At 39.2% G+C, this 17,090-nt stretch carries 12 protein-coding genes; 7 read left to right on the forward strand and 5 right to left on the reverse strand.

Annotated features, from left to right (window positions below; genetic code table 11):
* Positions 1 to 3: 3 nt before the first annotated feature.
* On the reverse strand, positions 4 to 867 hold the full coding sequence (locus MsAc7_RS06080) for a hypothetical protein (RefSeq protein WP_338102031.1): 864 nt from the start codon (positions 865 to 867) through the stop codon (positions 4 to 6).
* A 600-nt stretch (positions 868 to 1,467) separates the two neighbouring features.
* A complete protein-coding gene (locus tag MsAc7_RS06085; protein WP_338102032.1) occupies positions 1,468 to 2,463 on the reverse strand; it encodes an arsenic resistance protein in 996 nt (331 codons plus the stop codon).
* A gap of 205 nt (positions 2,464 to 2,668) precedes the next feature.
* Between MsAc7_RS06085 and MsAc7_RS06090 the strand changes: the two genes are divergently transcribed.
* Positions 2,669 to 3,544 (forward strand): ABC transporter ATP-binding protein, encoded by an 876-nt coding sequence (locus MsAc7_RS06090; protein ID WP_338102033.1) that lies wholly within the window; start codon positions 2,669 to 2,671, stop codon positions 3,542 to 3,544.
* 718 nt (positions 3,545 to 4,262) lie between these two features.
* Here MsAc7_RS06090 and glyS read toward each other — a convergent pair.
* Complete coding sequence (glyS, locus tag MsAc7_RS06095; protein ID WP_338102034.1) at positions 4,263 to 6,059, reverse strand: glycine--tRNA ligase; 1,797 nt, start codon at positions 6,057 to 6,059, stop codon at positions 4,263 to 4,265.
* Positions 6,060 to 6,325: 266 nt separating this feature from the next.
* On the opposite strand from glyS, the gene MsAc7_RS06100 reads away from it, so the two are divergent.
* The 6 genes from MsAc7_RS06100 (at position 6,326) to MsAc7_RS06125 (ending at position 14,529) form a co-directional block, all read left to right on the forward strand.
* Entirely contained in the window at positions 6,326 to 6,874 is a 549-nt protein-coding gene (locus MsAc7_RS06100; RefSeq protein WP_338102035.1) for a hypothetical protein, read from the forward strand.
* Positions 6,875 to 7,013: 139 nt separating this feature from the next.
* Positions 7,014 to 7,985: an ankyrin repeat domain-containing protein gene (locus tag MsAc7_RS06105; protein WP_338102036.1), complete on the forward strand. Its 972-nt coding sequence runs from the start codon at positions 7,014 to 7,016 to the stop codon at positions 7,983 to 7,985.
* 117 nt (positions 7,986 to 8,102) lie between these two features.
* A complete protein-coding gene (locus MsAc7_RS06110; protein WP_338102037.1) occupies positions 8,103 to 9,560 on the forward strand; it encodes a leucine-rich repeat domain-containing protein in 1,458 nt (485 codons plus the stop codon).
* Between the two features lie 351 nt (positions 9,561 to 9,911).
* Complete coding sequence (locus MsAc7_RS06115; protein WP_338102038.1) at positions 9,912 to 11,639, forward strand: leucine-rich repeat domain-containing protein; 1,728 nt, start codon at positions 9,912 to 9,914, stop codon at positions 11,637 to 11,639.
* A gap of 266 nt (positions 11,640 to 11,905) precedes the next feature.
* Positions 11,906 to 12,832: a DUF1266 domain-containing protein gene (locus tag MsAc7_RS06120; protein ID WP_338102039.1), complete on the forward strand. Its 927-nt coding sequence runs from the start codon at positions 11,906 to 11,908 to the stop codon at positions 12,830 to 12,832.
* A gap of 395 nt (positions 12,833 to 13,227) precedes the next feature.
* Complete coding sequence (locus tag MsAc7_RS06125) at positions 13,228 to 14,529, forward strand: ATP-binding protein (RefSeq protein WP_338102040.1); 1,302 nt, start codon at positions 13,228 to 13,230, stop codon at positions 14,527 to 14,529.
* A 127-nt stretch (positions 14,530 to 14,656) separates the two neighbouring features.
* Here the strand turns inward: MsAc7_RS06125 and MsAc7_RS06130 are convergent, their stop codons facing one another.
* Both MsAc7_RS06130 and cas6 read right to left on the reverse strand, forming a co-directional pair.
* Complete coding sequence (locus tag MsAc7_RS06130; RefSeq protein WP_338102041.1) at positions 14,657 to 15,838, reverse strand: coenzyme F420-0:L-glutamate ligase; 1,182 nt, start codon at positions 15,836 to 15,838, stop codon at positions 14,657 to 14,659.
* Positions 15,839 to 16,113: 275 nt separating this feature from the next.
* Positions 16,114 to 16,830 carry a CRISPR-associated endoribonuclease Cas6 gene (cas6, locus tag MsAc7_RS06135; protein ID WP_338102042.1) on the reverse strand — a complete coding sequence of 239 codons (717 nt, stop codon included), beginning with the start codon at positions 16,828 to 16,830 and terminating at the stop codon, positions 16,114 to 16,116.
* Positions 16,831 to 17,090 lie beyond the last annotated feature (260 nt).

The raw sequence follows: 17,090 nt of genomic DNA on the forward strand, positions 1-17,090 counted from the left end.
AATTTAATACAAATATCCTGAAGAATATATTGAATCGACCAAAATTGATTCGTTGAAGTCAATACCAACCCCAGTATTTGGAATAGTATATGAAAAGGTTGTTGGTGCCTTAGCATGTGCATAACTTACAGAAAAACGTATTTGTGAGACGCTTTCGATATTACTTGGATATTTTAAATACACAATACTTTCAGCTCGATCTGCATTATATATGTCACCTTTTTTCATATCAAAATTAATTTTGAAAGTACTGCCGCCAGATAACATATCCATTGTTTTAACATCAATAACATTATTATAAAAAGAATTGATAGGAACATAAACAATTGGAATAGTTACTCGCCCATTCGGGTGATTTGAATTAGAGTTATTAACCCCAAATCTATTGTCCCAACCAATAGAGAAAGCGTCTGTGTATTTCATTGAAGGAACTCGAGTCCAATCAAAACCATACCTAACTGCAATAGTATTTACCCCATTTTGATATTTTAATCCTTGTCCAGGCACTGTAGAGAAATACATTGATAAATTCGCAGCCAGCGCACTTGAATATTTCAACACATTATCTGATCTGAGCAACTTGACTTCTTCTGATGTATATCCCAATTTTAGAAGTTCTTCATCAGAATAAGTTGAGTTCAAATAATCAATATGATTATGAAATGCCTCTTCATAGTTCTTAATTTCTTTTATTTCATTGAGAGAGTAACCTGCTCTCATCAAAGATAAATTACTTTCCTTTGCAAGTGCAGTAACCGTATCATATTCATTATATGTAATAACGTATTCGATAGACTCGTTTTCTTTAAAGATAAAAGTTGTAGTTGTATCATTTGCATCTTTATCCTCATTTGCAACTGCCGGCATAATTAAAGCACATGCAATAATGAGAATAACAAAAATGTTCATAATTTTCTTTAACATTTATTTATTCACCTATCGTATTCGATTCTTATTTTGAGTTTATTTTAAATACTCTGAAATACAATATGTGAATGAATCCGTGCTCTGAGCAAGTTACAGATTCACTCACATAAACGATACCGGCATTTTGTCGGTATCTGTGTGAGTTCCAATCAAATAATTCTGATTTTCACTCAAAAATAAATTAAATATGATAATATATTAACCTTCCTATCTTTTGAAAAAATTAATAATTATATTATTTTGCAAATATTTATGATTTTTTTTATATTGTTTTTCAAATAGGGTAGACTCTGTAAAAACAAAAATCGCCCGCAAAATAACTTCTGATTTTGTTTTAATATTTTTAATTGTATTGATTTCGATTTTATTAAAATTCAGAATAAAAAATCATTTAAATTTAATATTTAAACAAATTTAATTGATTTATTTTTGTTTCTATATACAAACTTATCTTTTCATATTAAACAAGCACAGCTCATGGTCTTTTCATTTTTATTCAAAAAAACTGCTGCCATAACGCGCGCGGCGCCGCCCGCTGAATCAAGTGTCTTCCGGCTTTCTTTTCTTCAAAGAAAAAGTTTTGTAATTTGGCCGGAGCCCCAACAAAATCTGTGAAATCACAACCAAAACCGGAAGCTCAATCAAAGGACCGATGACAAGCGCGAGCGCAATAAGCGGATTGTCCGGGAAAGCCGACACGGCAATTGCAAGCGACAGCGGTGAATTCCGGGCAAGCGTCGTCATGTTGAGCGCAGCAGTGTCTTCATAGGAAAAACCGAGCAGGCGGCCGGCGAGTTGTCCCAAAATGAGATTGGCGGCAAAGAAAACCAAAACCGGAATCAACATTTGAATAAGCAATTCAGGATTTTCCAAAAGAATTTCACCTTGAGACGCGAACATCGCAACGACGGCCAAATTCAAAAACAAAAATTGCATGTTATCATTATGCCGAAGAACTTGGTTTTCAAATTTTTCGGGACCGAGCTTCCCCAAATAAATCCACCGGAAAAGAGCGGCAGCGACAAACGGAACCAACAAAACCACGACAATGCTTTTCAGAAGAAGCAACATATCGATTTCAACAACGCTGCCGGCAAAGATATACAAATAGACGGGCAACAAGACAATTTGAAGAACCAAATTGAGCGGAAGCTGCGCGGCGCCAAGCGGCACGTTTCCTTTGGCAGTGCCGGTGAAAATAATGTACCAATCCGTACACGGCGTCACCATCAACATTAAGAATCCGACTTGAAGGTCCGGGCTTCCGGTCAAAAACAAATCCGCTAAAAACCAAGCGAAAAGCGGCGTCCAAATGAAATTAAAAATCAGACCGGTTGACGCAAATTTGACATTTTTAAACGCTTTTGTGAGACTTCCCAGATCCACTTGAAGAAAAACGCCGAAAAGCATAATCATCAAAAACGGCTCAATTAAAACGGCGGAATGGCTGCCGATGAAAGCCGATTGACCGAGAACAAGACCAACGAACATCGAAATTAAAATGATGAAAGTTCGGAATTTGCTTAAAAAATTCATAAGATCTCAACCAAAATATTTTTGATTTATAATATTACTGCCCGGTTTGAAAAATCAAAAAATGAAACAATATGAATAAGGAAATGATATTCAAATATAAGATATTCTAAAATGTCCGGCAAATCATATAAATTCTTCTTTTTTGTTTTTTTCTTTGAGTCTGTCAGAGGTTATTTTTTATACAATCAATCTAATGAGACGCTGTATGTCAAAATTGAATCAAACGTGTCCCGAAGCCGAAAACCACATTTCCGGCCGCCAAAAAAATATTAAAACCGGGGCGGATGGCGTTGAAATTGATCAAGTTCCGGTCATTGATTTTCAGAATGTTTCCGTAATCAAAGAGGGACGTCTGATTTTGGACCACGTTTTCGTTCAAATCGGCGCCGATGAACACGTTGCCATTATCGGCCCGAACGGTTCCGGAAAATCGTCGCTCATTAAAGTAATGACGCGAGAATACTATCCGATTGACGTGCCCGGCCTTTCGACAAAAATCATGGGGGACGACGTGTGGAACGTGTTTGATTTGCGAAAACGGCTCGGTATTATTACGACCGACCTTCAAAACACATGCCTTCGAGACACAACCGTTTTCGATACCGTTTTGTCCGGATACTTTTCAAGCATCGGCATTTATGATATTTTTGAGGTGACTTTAGAAATGAAAGTCACTGTTCTTGAAATTTTAAGGTTTTTGGGAATCGGACATTTGGCCGAACAAAAAATGACAAAAATTTCCACCGGCGAAGCCCGAAAAACATTAATCGCAAGAGCCTTGGTGCATGACCCCAAAGCGCTCATTTTGGACGAGCCGACAAACAGCCTCGACATGAAATCCATCTTCCAATTCCGAAAGACCATCAGCACGATTGCAAAAGCCGGGAAAAACATCATCTTGGTCACACATGATTTGGCGGATATTATTCCCGAAATATCCCGTGTGATTCTCATCAAAGATGGAAAAATATTTGCCGACGGCAAAAAAGAAGATATTTTAACCAATGAAAATTTGACGGCACTGTTTGAAGTGCCGGTGACCGTTGAAAAACACGGCGACTATTACGCTGCGTTCTGTTAATAAACACTTTTTTCATTCTCTTTTTTCGTCTTCGTTTTCTTTTCTTTTTTCCGCAACGTCGGCGCGCGCGTTATAGCAACACATTTTATTTGTCTTGAAAAAACCGCCGGCGGTTTTATCGCATATAGCGTCAAAAAAAGAAAACAATTGAAAAAGAAAAAAAAGAAAAACCCGTTTCAGAAACGGGGTTTAAACATGCGGGGGGTTTGGTTTTAAAAAAGGTTTTTACGGAGGTTGTTTTTGAAATTGATTTATTTGATAGAGAGGTTTTACGTATGGTAATTGAGTCAAGAAGACACTTAAATTAAAGCAACTAAATTTAAGTTAATTCCTAATACTATTCAATGGTATATAAATATTACTATTTTGATTGAAGTGTAATCTGCATCTTATTTTTGCCTATATTTAAAATCGATAAAATGGATTTTTTATTTTAAGACAATAAAATTTGAATTACATAGTTGATTGGTCCGAAATAAGTCGTTCAAAATACGAGACCGGGAGAACGTCTCAAAAAACAAAAACCTTCATTCAAGAAAAAACCGGGTCTGAAAGATTGAATCAGAAAAATGGAATTAAATGCGAAAAACAAAAAATTTAAAAAAAGAAACAGAGCAAACAAAACAGAAGACAGGCCGGATAAAACAGAAAATAATCCAAACAAAATAAGCGACAAATAAAAAACAGATTTCAAAAAATAAAAAAGAAGCGGAATCAATTATTTTGATTCCACAATTTTTCCGCTTTCTTCCAATGTTTTCTTTTGCCGGATCAAATCTTTCAAAATCGGAACCAACTCTTTGGCCGGAACTCGGATTTGTTTCATGGTATCTCGGTCCCGAATCGTCACCGTGTTGTTTTCCAAAATTTCAAAATCAACGGTGACGGAAAACGGAATACCGATTTCATCGTTTCTTCTGTAACGTTTTCCGATGGTTCCGGACTCGTCATAATCCGCCATGATGCCGGCTTTGACGATTTGGTCGAATAAATCCTTTGCCGGTGCTGTTAATGCCGGTTTTCCCATCAGCGGATGGACAGCAACTTGATACGGCGCGATTTCATTTTTAAACCGCATGACTGTTCGCAAAGCGTCGGCATCATCGTCCCCATCATCGCTGTTTCCGGTGGCGGCTCCCGCGACTTCTTCTTCGTCAAAAGCGTGTTCCATCACGCAGTAAGTAATCCGGTCAATACCGTAAGATGGTTCAATCACGTGCGGAACAATTGTTTTACCGCTCACTTTAACGGTTTCCTCGCCGAACGCAACGATTTCTTTCGGAATTTGGGCGGTTTCACCGTCAACTGACAGAACGATTTCATTTCCTTTTGTTGCTGTTTGGATCTCTTTCTCAGTCATCGACTTCAATTTGTCAGCAACCACTTTTGCTTTTCCTTTAAAAAGCGGACCCATTTTCCCCATGTCGGGTTTCACCACGAACCGGGTTTCAAAAACAGGTTCGGGATATTCCACATAAACCGACAACTCAATTTTACTTTGCCGGGCATGGGCGTTTAAATCGTAATCGGTCCGGTCAGCAATACCGACAACTTCTACCCAGCCGAAGCGGTCCGTTTTCACTTCAGCGTCCCAACAATCCATCGCGTAGTGAGCCATTTCATCTTTCAAATGCTGCCGGAAGCGCAAGCGATCGGGAGAAATACCGACGCGGATTAAGAAATCGCTGGTGAGCGCCACGCAATACGCCAAAAATTCGTGCGCGATGACGCCTTTTTTCACGGCTTCTTCAGCCGTCAGCGGAATGATTTTTCCGCCGGATTCCTGTTCAGACTGCGGGTATAAGAAAAGCTGGTCTTTCGCGTATTTTTGAAAATTGGCGTGCCTTTTTTCGCTCGGATCGACGAAAATTTCACACTCGGCTTGCGTGAATTCACGAAGCCGGAGAACGCCTTGGCGCGGCGAAATTTCATTTCGGTAAGATTTCCCGATTTGAACGGCGCCAAACGGCAACTTTTCCCGATAAAAACGGGACAGGCGTTGGAAATCAACAAACATGCCCTGCGCGGTTTCCGGACGCATATACCCCGGACGTCCCACACCGGGTCCGATTTTAGTTTGGAACATTAAATTGAATTCATAAGATTTTCCAAGACCGCAGCCACATTCCGGACATTTGATGCTGTGCTTTTCAATGAGCGCGTCCAGTTCATCCGTGTTCAGCGCGCCCGCACCTTCAATGCCGACCGCTTCAATCAGATGGTCAGCTCTAAACGGTTGCTGGCAGCCGGTGCATTCGCAAAGCGGATCGGAAAAACCGCCGACGTGACCGGAAGCGATGAAAATGTCCTCAACGCCGATGGTCGGCACTTCGATTTCCATGTAACCTTCGTTCAAAACATAATATTCGCGCCAAATGCTTTCGATTTTTCTCTTAACGGTGCAGCCGAGCGGACCGTAATCATAAAAACCGGCAGCTCCGCCGTAAAGTTCAAAAGAATTCCATAAAAAACCGCGCCGTTTGGCGAGATCAATCACTTTGTCGTATTTGTCCATAAAAATTCCTTCAAAATCAAATTTGTATCTAAAAGGATTGATAGAATTTAAATTTTGACGTGCGTTTGATTGTTCAAACGCCCCGATTTTCCTTGCGCGTGAAAGAAAAAGTGCCGCCATAACGCGCGCAATGCCGCCGCCATTTACTAAATTCACGGGTTCAGATGGATTCACATATATTATTATGTAGACAATCTTAATTTACACAATTTATATATTGCAGGTTTTCCATATTCGTTTTAAATTTTTTAAAAGCGGTGATAATTTTGTTCAGAAACCCCAATCAACCAACTGATTCTTTTTCAAAACCGGACACTGATTCCGTTGATTACAAACGGCGGTTCAACACCGGATTTCAATTGCTTTCTCATTCGGAATTTGCGGACGCTTTTTTAATTTTCTCCAACATTTCCGAAAAAACGGAAGATGTCGCCGCTTTGTTTAATTTGGCGCTTTGTGAAAAAAATGCCGGCGACGATCAAAAAGCAATTCTGACGCTTGAAAAAGCGCTCAATTTGGCCAAAAAAATCCAATCGCCTGAAATCGACGCCGCGTTTTCTTCTGCCGTTTTGTCCAAAAATTACGCCGCGCTTTCTCAAAAAGAAAAAGAATCAGCAGCGTATTTATCGCCGATGCCGCAAGAATACCCGCGGCTGTTTTCAAAATCCGCCAAAGAAAAAATCACGCGCGTCTTAATTGACGTCTGTCTCAAATGTGAACTTTGGGATAAAATCATTATCTTGAGCGCATCTTTGCAAGGGAAAGGATATATTAATGTGGAAAAGGCGCTTGAAACGGCAAAACAAAAAAAATAACGCGTCCGGAAGATTTCAGGTTTAATTCATTCAATTCATTTATTCAATTCATTTATTCAATTCATTTATTCAATTCATTTATTCAATTCATTTATTCAATTCATTCATTTGAGCACAGACAATTCAAGGAGAAACAACAATGGATAACGTATTTTTAACGGCTTGTAAAAACGGTCAAAAGGGCGTCGTCGAAGCTTTTGTCAAAAAAGGAAACGTGAACATCAACAAACGCGACGAAACCGGTTCAACGCCGCTTTATTACGCCTGCCTCAAAGGATCCAAAGATATCGCGAAAATTTTAATCGACGCGGGCGCCGATGCCACCATCGCGAACAACCAAAGCATGTTGCCGATTCACGTTGTTTCCAAAAGCGGCAACAAAGACATCATTAAAATGTTGTGCGACAACGGCGCCGACATCAACGCCACTGACAAAACCGGAAAATCGCCTTTGATTTACGCCACTGCCGAAGGAAAAACGGAAGTTGCCAAAATGATGCTGTCGCTTGGCGCCGACAAATCCATAAAAGACAACGACGGCCACACCGCATTGGATTATGCCACCTCAAAAGGTCTTCGGGACATTATCATTCTTTTGTCCGAAGAAACTGAACAAAAGGACAATTACGGCAACACGCCGCTTCATCAGGCTTGTTACAACGGCCAAAGCGAAGTCGTCGCCGTCCTTTTGAAATCCGGCAAGTCCGACATCAACGCATTAAACGACAACGGCGAATCACCTTTGGTGTTGGCTTGCATGAATTCTAACGTTCACATCACGGAAATGCTTCTTTCTGCCGGTGCCGACGCGAATATGAAAATACTCAACGGAAACGCGCCGCTTCACTACGCCGCGTCCATCGGCAACAAATTCACCGGAAAAGCGCTTATCAACGCAAAGGCGGACGTGAACGCCAAAAACACGGCCGGTGAAACACCGCTCATCGTCGCTGCTTTGCGCGGACAAAACGATTTTACAGCTTTGTTGATTGAAAACAACGCCGATGTGAACGCTGTTGACAACATCGAACACAGCGCGATGTACTACGCCGCCGAAGCCGGTTACACGGAAATTGTGGAACAATTGATTTTGGCGGGCGCCGAAAACTAAATTAAAAATTTTTTTTAATTTTTATCGTCGAAGGTTAAGCTCGGGTTTTTAGTTTTATAATAACAAATATATATAATAAATCCCATTGATGATTTATACATTACTAAGAGGAATGTTATGAGAGGACAAAATAATAAAATAAAATCCCCCACATCCATACAAAATGGCAGAAAAAAAATTCATGTCTCTGTTCTGTTGGCGAGCGTTTTGCTTCTTCTTTTGTTAGCCGTTTCTCCGGCCATGGGCGCAAACGTTTCGGTCGATACGTCAGATTTAAATTCCGGAACAGTACCAACCTACAATGCGGGAGATACATTGATATTAACCGGAGCTGATTCTTTAGAAGGCCCCGGTTGGATAACTTTAGAAGGATTGACAAATCCGTATCATCTGGTTCTGAACGACGCGACGGTAACAATATCAACTTTTCGAAATAATTCAAATATTTTATCCATAACCGGTAATGAAACGGACTTCATAGATGACAATTGTTTTTCAAATTGTTCAAACCTAACATCAATCAACCTGCCAAATGCAACAACACTCGGAACCTGGTCTTTCTCAAAATGTTCAAATTTGACATCAATCGACTTTCCAAACATAACAACAATCGGAAACTGGTCTTTTTCCTTTTGCCCCAATCTGATTTCAATTAACTTTCCAAACGCGATAACTGTCGAAAAAGATGCGTTCGTAAACTGTTCAAATCTGACATCAATCAGCCTGCCAAACGCAACAACATTCGAAGACGATGCGTTCGCAAACTGTTCAAATCTGACATCAATCAGCCTGCCAAAAGCAGAGACATTCGGAAACAGAGCTTTTCAAAATTGCTCAAATCTGACATCAATCAGCCTGCCAAGCGCAACAACACTCGAGGACGGGGCCTTTTCCTATTGTTCAAATCTCTTTGTTGTTGATTTCGGAGATGAAAAACCGACTTTTATTAATACCGATGGATTTATTTTTTATAACATTAATCACGGATTATGTGTTCTGACCAACGAATCGGTATACGACGACCTGGACGATTTTCCCGACGGTTCATTTCAAAGAAAAGGATCGTTCATGTCCGGAAAAATAAGCATCAATGTCGGAGATACGTTGACCCTGAACAGTTCGTTTACACCCGAAACAGATGATGTTTTAACTTGGACTTTCAACGGAACACAACAATCCGCAACCGAGGATGTTTATTCAAAACAAGATGTTCAAAAAACAGATGCGGGCGTATACAAAAGATTTGCAACCATCAATGACCAAGACTATATGATCGCTTTTTACGAAGTAACTGTTCTGGATAACGCGGATAACGAAACCAACGGAACCGGCGGAACCGGAAATGCCACCGTTGTTGATACAAATCAAACCGAAACAAACACGGACAACAGCAGCACGAATACGAACACAAGTACAAACAACAACTCGAGCACGAATAATTCAAATAATACCCCTGAGCCGGGCGATAACAAAAACGGAATGCTAATATATATCATTTTGATTTTGTTGATTTTAATTTTGACCGGCCTTGTCATTTACGTTTGGAAGCAAAAAAATAAAAATAAAAATGAATAATTTTTTTGCTTTTTCTTTTTTTCGAGTCACGACAAGGACACAGATATGATTTTGTGTTCAAATGACGCCTTCGGATATGAAAAATAAATAGGGGATTCTTTTTAAATTTTCTGAAGAAGTATTTTGACAAATTATCAAGCCTTTTGCTTTAGATTTTGATGCCGCACAAATATCCCAAATCGTTAGCGTCAAACGCATTACGGTCAATGCTTATCATGACCCATAAGTAATTATACTAAAAAATAAATTTGGTTTTAATATATTTTGATTTAAATTAAAATTGAAATATATTAAAATAAATTATTAATAAATAACGTAATGAATGCGCACTTTGTCCGGAGGGAGAGGACGATGGCAATGCAAAACCAAAAAACAAAAAAGTCAATATTTTCACAAAACAACAGCAAAAGGTTTAACGCCTCATTTTTACTGACCGCCATTTTATTTTTTTTATTGACCATTTCACCTGCGTTGGCAGATAATGTTTCCGCATCGGTTTCGGATTTAAATACCGGAATGGCTCCAACTTACAGTGCCGGTGACACTTTAATGTTAACCGGAAGTGTTTCCTTGGATGCAACAGGTTGGACAACTTTGAATGGATTAACAAAAACTTATCATCTTGTTCTGAACGACGCGACGACAACGATACCCGATCAAGCTTTTGAAAATAATGAAAAAATTATTTCCGTCACCGGTAATGAAATAAATTCAGTTGGAGAAAATGCTTTTTACTTCTGTTTAAATTTAACAAAAATTGAGTTGCCAAACGCAACAACATTCGGACATTATGCTTTTACCTCTTGTTCAAACCTGACAGAAGTAGCGTTACCAAACGCAACAACATTCGAAGACTATGTTTTCAACGAATGTTCAAACCTGATAGAAATTGAGTTGCCAAACGCAATAACATTCGGAAACTATACTTTTTATAGCTGTCCAAACTTGACAAAAATAGTATTGCCAAACGCAACAACATTCGGAATCTATTCTTTTGCCTTCTGTTCAAACCTGACAGAAATTGAACTGCCAAACGCAACAACATTCGGAAACGAATCTTTCGGCAGCTGTTCAAACCTGACAGAAATCGAACTGCCAAACGCAACAACATTTGGAACCGGAGCTTTCGACAGCTGTTCAAATCTGACAGAAGTAGCATTGTCAAACGCAACAACATTCGGAGACGATGCTTTCGACAGCTGTTCAAATTTGACAGAAATTGAACTGCCAAACGCAACAACATTCGGATACAATGCTTTCAGATTTTGTTCAAACCTGACAGAAGTAGCGTTACCAAACGCAACAACATTCGGAGACTATGCTTTTACCTCCTGTTCAAATCTGACAGAAGTAGCGTTGCCAAACGCAACAACATTCGGAGAAAGGGCTTTTGATTCCTGTTCAAACCTATATACTATCGGTCTTGGAAGTGTAAAACCATCATTTGGCACAGACTCGTTTAAAAACATTAGCAACAGGTTGCTGGTTTTAACAAACGAATCAACTTATGCCGACCTGAATGAATTTCCGACTGATTCATTCCAAAGAAAAGGATTGTTATTGTTCGGAAAAATAAATGTCACCGTTGAAGAAACATTGACATTGAGAAGTTCGTTTACACCTGAAACGGAAGACGTTTTGGATTGGGTGTTTGAAGGAACGCCGCTGTCTGAAACAGGAGATACATATTCAAAAACCAATATTCAAAAAACAGACGCCGGAAATTATGAGCGCAGAGTCACAATCAGCGACCAGGAATATAAAATCGCTTCCTACAAAGTGACTGTTTTGGATAAAATCCCGACCGACAACAACGGAAGCGGCGGCATTGGGAATGCTGTCGTCATTGATACAAATGAAGACGCTGAAACGCCGACAAATGTTGAAAACAACACACAGAACCAGACAAATAATGTGACCGACACCGAAAACAATTCAGCTGTCAACAGCTCAAACGAAAGCACTGCATTTGACAACAACAAAAGTGGACTGAACACGTCAACTGTTGTCATTTTTGTTGCAGGCGTTTTAATTTTGGCCGGCATCGCTGTTTATTTTACTTTGTACCGGAAAAAATAAAATAAAATAAAAAAGCGGGAACACATAATAAAAATGAAACCGTTTCGGATTTTGAAACGGTTTTCATCTGCTTTTGACTTTATTTTCACTTTTTATCTTTCATTTTTTATCTTTCATTTTTTATCTTTCACTTTTTATCTTTCATATTTTATTCACTTTTCTTACGTTTTATTTAATTATTTTAGACACTATTGTCGGAAAATATTAATAAAACAAATCACATTATTATAAAAATCTTGAAATATTTTGATATCAGGAGTGATAAAATGACTGAAAACCAAAAGAAAACATGCGGTTGCGAATCAAATGAAGACGAAATGACAGATGACGATTTGAGCGAAATTGAAGAAATTGACATTGAAATGAATATGATTGAAATAGACGGCGATTTTGACGAAAATTCCGAAGAATATCAAAGAATGGTCGCGCAAATTCAAAATCAAATCCAAGAGCAAATGCAAAAAGCCATGGGCCAGAACTTTAACTTCGCTGACTTGGAGGCTTTGGAAGAAGCTTATGAAGATTTGCTTTACGGCGACGCGATGTCGGATGAAGAAGTTGAACAGTTTTTGGCGGAACATGCCGTTTCGCCGGAACTGGCCAAATATTTAATGATCGGCGCCGTTTTAATCGGCACAAACGGCGAACTTTATGAAACATTGGCACTCACGGGCGACCCGGAAGATTATTTAATTGAACTGTCCGAATCCTGGGATATCAACACCCCCGACGATGCGATTGATACGTTGAATTGGTTGATGGCAGAAGGCCACGCCGCCGTTTACCAGGAAGACTTTTTGTCTTACAAAATCGGAAAAGAATGCGGACTGGACGACATTGACATTGAAAATTATGAAGCGACCGTCGAAGGCTTGATTGAAATTCTTGAACTTCCAAAAGAGCTCGTGGACGCTTGTGATTCTCTCGGCGCTTGGGACATCGACCGGATCGGTTATTTGGCCAGAATTTTTGCGCACGTCGGCTTTATCAATGAAGACGAAGCTTGGAATTATCTCAAAAAAGGAGCGCAGCTTGCCAAAGAACAATTCAAAACCTGGGAAGAATATTTCATTTCCCTCTTAATCGGACGCGGATTTGCGATGGGCGTTGATGAAGAGCCGTTTGCCATCGTTTATGATTTGCTCACGGACAGCCGGGATTTGATTGAAAAATATCCGATTTCGAAATTGTAAATCGTTCATTTTTGATTCAAAATTCATTTGAGCAGCAATCTGATTTTTTGATTGCTGCTCTTCTGTTTTTCCTTGTCTTTTTTTTGTTTTTCGTTTCTTCAGTGGGCGGCAGCGCGCGCGTTACGGCAATCGCTTTTGTTGATGTTTTTAAAAATTGGGGATCGCTGTTTTCGAAGTCACTAAAATTTCAACGAATGGAAAAAATTTAAAATTATTTATTTTTTTCTGTTTTTCGAACGATAAATATAAGAATGATTTCAAAATATATTCGATTACAAAAACTCGGCCGAAAAAATGTAAAATTTAACAAAAACTCAGCCGAAAAAATGTAAAATTTAACAAAAACTCGGCCGAAAAAGTGAGAAATGAGAAATAAAGCATTGGAGTGAATTGCCGTGAAAAGAACCGCCGTTTCAGAACTTTTGTTCTGGAAAAATAAAAAAGACCGAAAACCGCTGATTGTCCGGGGAGCCCGACAAGTCGGAAAAACCTGGCTCATGAAATCTTTTGCGGAATCGGAATATGAAAATTATGTGTACATTAATTTTGAAAATAAACCTTATTTGCAATTGTTTTTGCAAGATTTCAATATTGAACGCATTTTAACAGCGATTTACGCCGAAACCGGAATCCGGCCGATTCCCGGAAAAACATTGATTATTTTGGATGAAATTCAAGAAGATCCGAAAGCATTGACATCCCTGAAATATTTTTATGAAAATGCACCCGAATACCACATTGTCGCCGCCGGTTCATTTCTCGGAATTGCACTTCACCAAGGAACATCGTTTCCGGTCGGAAAAGTTGATTTTTTGGACTTGTATCCTCTTTCATTTTTTGAATTTTTAAGTGCTTTGGGAGAAAGCGAATTTTTGAAATTTTTGCAAGAAAAAGAGTGGGATCTCGTTAAAACATTTAAATCAAAATACATCGACTGGTTAAAACTTTATTATTACATCGGCGGAATGCCTGAAGTCGTTTCGAAATTCATTGAAAATCAAGACTTTGAAGAGGTTCGAAAAATTCAAAATCACATCCTGGAAACATATGAAAATGATTTTTCAAAACATGCTCCCCCCGAAGTTGTCCCACGCATTCGGATGGTTTGGAATGCCATTCCGGCGCAACTGGCCCGGGAAAATAAAAAATTCATTTATGGATCTTTAAAATCCGGCGCTCGGGCGAAAGACTTTGAAATGGCGATCGAATGGCTTTTGGATTGCGGTTTGATTCATAAAATTAACCGTGTGGAAAAACCAGGAATGCCGCTGAAAGCTTATGAAGATTTCAGCGCTTTTAAATTGTTCTTAAACGACGTCGGCCTGATGTCGGCGATGGCCGGCTTAGACATTAAAGTCATTGTAAACAGCGAATCCGGTTTTTCGGAATTTAAAGGCGCCCTGACTGAACAATTCGTTTTGCAACAACTTGTTTTTGCCGGAAACTTTTACATTTATTACTGGTCGGCTGAAAAGTCAGACGGCGAAATTGATTTTTTGGTTCAATACAAAAATAAAATTATTCCGATTGAAGTGAAAGCGGCCGAAAATTTACAAGCCAAAAGTTTGCGGGCGTTTGTTCAAAAATATGATCAAAAACAAGCGGTTCGGACATCTTTATCTGATTATCGGGAAGAAGATTGGCTGACAAATGTACCGCTTTACGCCATCGGGAGCTTGGGAAAAATCGTAGAATAATTCAAAAACGATTTCCCGTTTTTAAAGATGGTAACAAAACCGGTTGCCATAACGTGCGCAGGGTGGCGTCGCAAAAAATAAAAAGAGAAGAAAAAGAAGAATAGAAAAAAGAATAGTGCAACGGAATTTATTCCGTTGCGTAGTTGTCAAAATAGTTCTGAATTAAAATAAATGGCGTTCCTTTGTCGCCGCTACCGCTGGTCAAATCGCACAAGCTGCCGATTAAATCCACATATCTTCTGGGCGTCGTGCCTTGAGATTCCATTTTTCCGGTCAGGTCTTTTTTGCAGCGGATACTGTCGCACATCGCCGCTTTTAATTCATCGCCCGTTAAATTTTTGAATTCGTTGTCGGCCAAATACTTCAACTTCAATTCATTCGGCGTTCCGACAAGTCCTTTTGTATAACCGGGCGACACGACAGGGTCGGCCAGTTCCCAAATGCCGCAAACCGGATCTTTAAAAGCGCCGTCGCCGTAAACCAAAACTTCAATCCGCTTTCCGGTTTTGTCTTTGAATTTTTGCTGCACCGCATTCACGAATGTGTCGCAATCGCGCGGGAATAATTTGATGGTTTCTTCGGTGGCTTTGTTGGCACCCAAAATACCAAATTCCGGATTGTAGCCGCTGCCTTCTACCGATTTGTTGAGCAAATCGTCCATGCCGTAAACGGTTTTGGCGCCGGCGGCTTTTAAAACTCTTTTTGTTCGCGCCCGATTGTGAATATCCGCCGTCAAAACATGCGGCGTATATTTTAAAATCGCCCGCGGGTTGTTGGCAAAAATAATCTCAATATTATTGTTGTGCGCCAGACTTTTGTAATAATCAACATAATCAACGCCCGTGTACGGGTGTTTGAGGACGCCGAAGTGTTTTCTGAATTCGGCTTCCGACAAAACATCCGTGTACGGATCAAGGCCGGCTTTTTCAATCATGTCCAAACTGATGAGCTCGTTGCCGACTTCATCATTCGGATAACTCAGCATCAAATATAATTTTTTGACACCGCGCGCGATTCCTTTGAGCATAATCGCAAAACGATTGCGGCTGAGAATCGGAAAGATGACGCCGACTTCCCCGTCGGGAAACTTTTGGGCGACATCTTTTGCCAACTGGTCAATCGTCGCGTAATTTCCTTGCGTTCGCGCAACGACCGCTTCCGTCACGCCGACAATGTCGCCGTCCGATAAAGAAAAAATTTCAGAATTTGCTGCCGCAAGAACGGAATCAACGACAATCTGAACCAAATCGTCTCCCTGTTTGACGATGGGCGCCTTAATTCCTTTCGATTGCGTTCCGATTAATTTCAAAATATTTGCCTCCGATACTCATTGAAAAATAAAAGCGAAAAATAAAATGTATTCAACCTTGATGAAAATTCAATCAAATAATAGGATAAAAGGATTTTGGGAATCGGATTTTATAAAATATTTTTTTGTTTTAAATTTGTTCGTATTTTTTTGTTTTTTTCAATTTTTTCGTTTCAATTTTTCCGTTTTTTTCAATTTTTCATTTTTCACTTTTATGCTTTTTTATTTTTCAATTTTTCCGTTTTTTCAATTTTTCACTTCTATGCTTTTTTATTTTACAACTTCTTTTCTGTCACCATGCCGAATCCCATGGAATTTTTCTCACCAAACCCGCACTCATATCCGAATCGAATCAAATCATAATCACCATTCACGGAAAAAATCAAGTTGGAACACCGGACGAATGTATCTTTAATTTTCATTCTTTTCGGTTCAGCCGACAAAACCTCAAACTCGAAATTCATATCACATTCTTTTTTGTAATAGATTTCATATTTTTTCTTGAGCTGCTGACGCATATTTTCATAAAATTTAGAATGGTTCGGCAACAAATCACGCTCTTTTAATTCGCCGCCGATTTCTTCCTTGGTTCGAAGACAGATCGGAGAAATTGTCTTTAAAACCGAAAAGGACGACGGTTCTTCCTCAATTCTGATTTCCATCGGATACGCGTCCATATTCCCGATTTTTAAAACCGGTTCCTGAAAAAGCCCCTCTAAAAAAACGGTTAAAAATTCAGTGTTCGGAGATGACAATTGCAAATAAACGGTTCCGTCCTGACTTTGAATACCTTTACCCGGAACGGTTGTTCTTTTCGGAACGTCCAACCACGAAAAGGTGAAAAATTTATATTTTTGGTAAACGTGCATTTTCTCGGCGTATTTCCGGTCGCCGGCACTTAAAGAGTTGTAAATCATGGATGCCAAATGGTATTGGTAATCAAAAGGAATGAGAATATTTTTGTCAATTTCAAGTTTTAAAATAGATCGCATGTTTATCGTTGCTGAAAACGAATGAAACAAATAAATAGTTTTATATTTAATTTCGGTTCAAAAGTATTTTTTTAAATTGTTGTGATTATATTTTCATGTTGTTGTTTGAATTATAATTTAGAATTGTAATTCAATATTATTTTAGGGTTATCTTTTTAATCCCGTAGAGTTATTTTACTCCCTGACGTTTAATTTATAACTTCATTCCGTAACCGTTAAAAGGAATAAAGTTATAGGGTATTTGACTATTTTCAGGAAGG

The organism is Methanolapillus millepedarum (assembly GCF_032594115.1).
GTDB classification, from domain to species: domain Archaea; phylum Halobacteriota; class Methanosarcinia; order Methanosarcinales; family Methanosarcinaceae; genus Methanolapillus; species Methanolapillus millepedarum.

Bases quoted from the DNA above. Each gene is read 5' to 3' on its own strand.
- MsAc7_RS06080 (WP_338102031.1), bottom strand. From the start codon at position 867: ATGCCGGCAGTTGCAAATGAGGATAAAGATGCAAATGATACAACTACA.
- MsAc7_RS06085 (WP_338102032.1), bottom strand. From the start codon at position 2,463: ATGAATTTTTTAAGCAAATTCCGAACTTTCATCATTTTAATTTCGATG.
- MsAc7_RS06090 (WP_338102033.1), top strand. From the start codon at position 2,669: ATGTCAAAATTGAATCAAACGTGTCCCGAAGCCGAAAACCACATTTCC.
- glyS (WP_338102034.1), bottom strand. From the start codon at position 6,059: ATGGACAAATACGACAAAGTGATTGATCTCGCCAAACGGCGCGGTTTT.
- MsAc7_RS06105 (WP_338102036.1), top strand. From the start codon at position 7,014: ATGGATAACGTATTTTTAACGGCTTGTAAAAACGGTCAAAAGGGCGTC.
- MsAc7_RS06110 (WP_338102037.1), top strand. From the start codon at position 8,103: ATGAGAGGACAAAATAATAAAATAAAATCCCCCACATCCATACAAAAT.
- MsAc7_RS06115 (WP_338102038.1), top strand. From the start codon at position 9,912: ATGGCAATGCAAAACCAAAAAACAAAAAAGTCAATATTTTCACAAAAC.
- MsAc7_RS06120 (WP_338102039.1), top strand. From the start codon at position 11,906: ATGACTGAAAACCAAAAGAAAACATGCGGTTGCGAATCAAATGAAGAC.
- cas6 (WP_338102042.1), bottom strand. From the start codon at position 16,830: ATGCGATCTATTTTAAAACTTGAAATTGACAAAAATATTCTCATTCCT.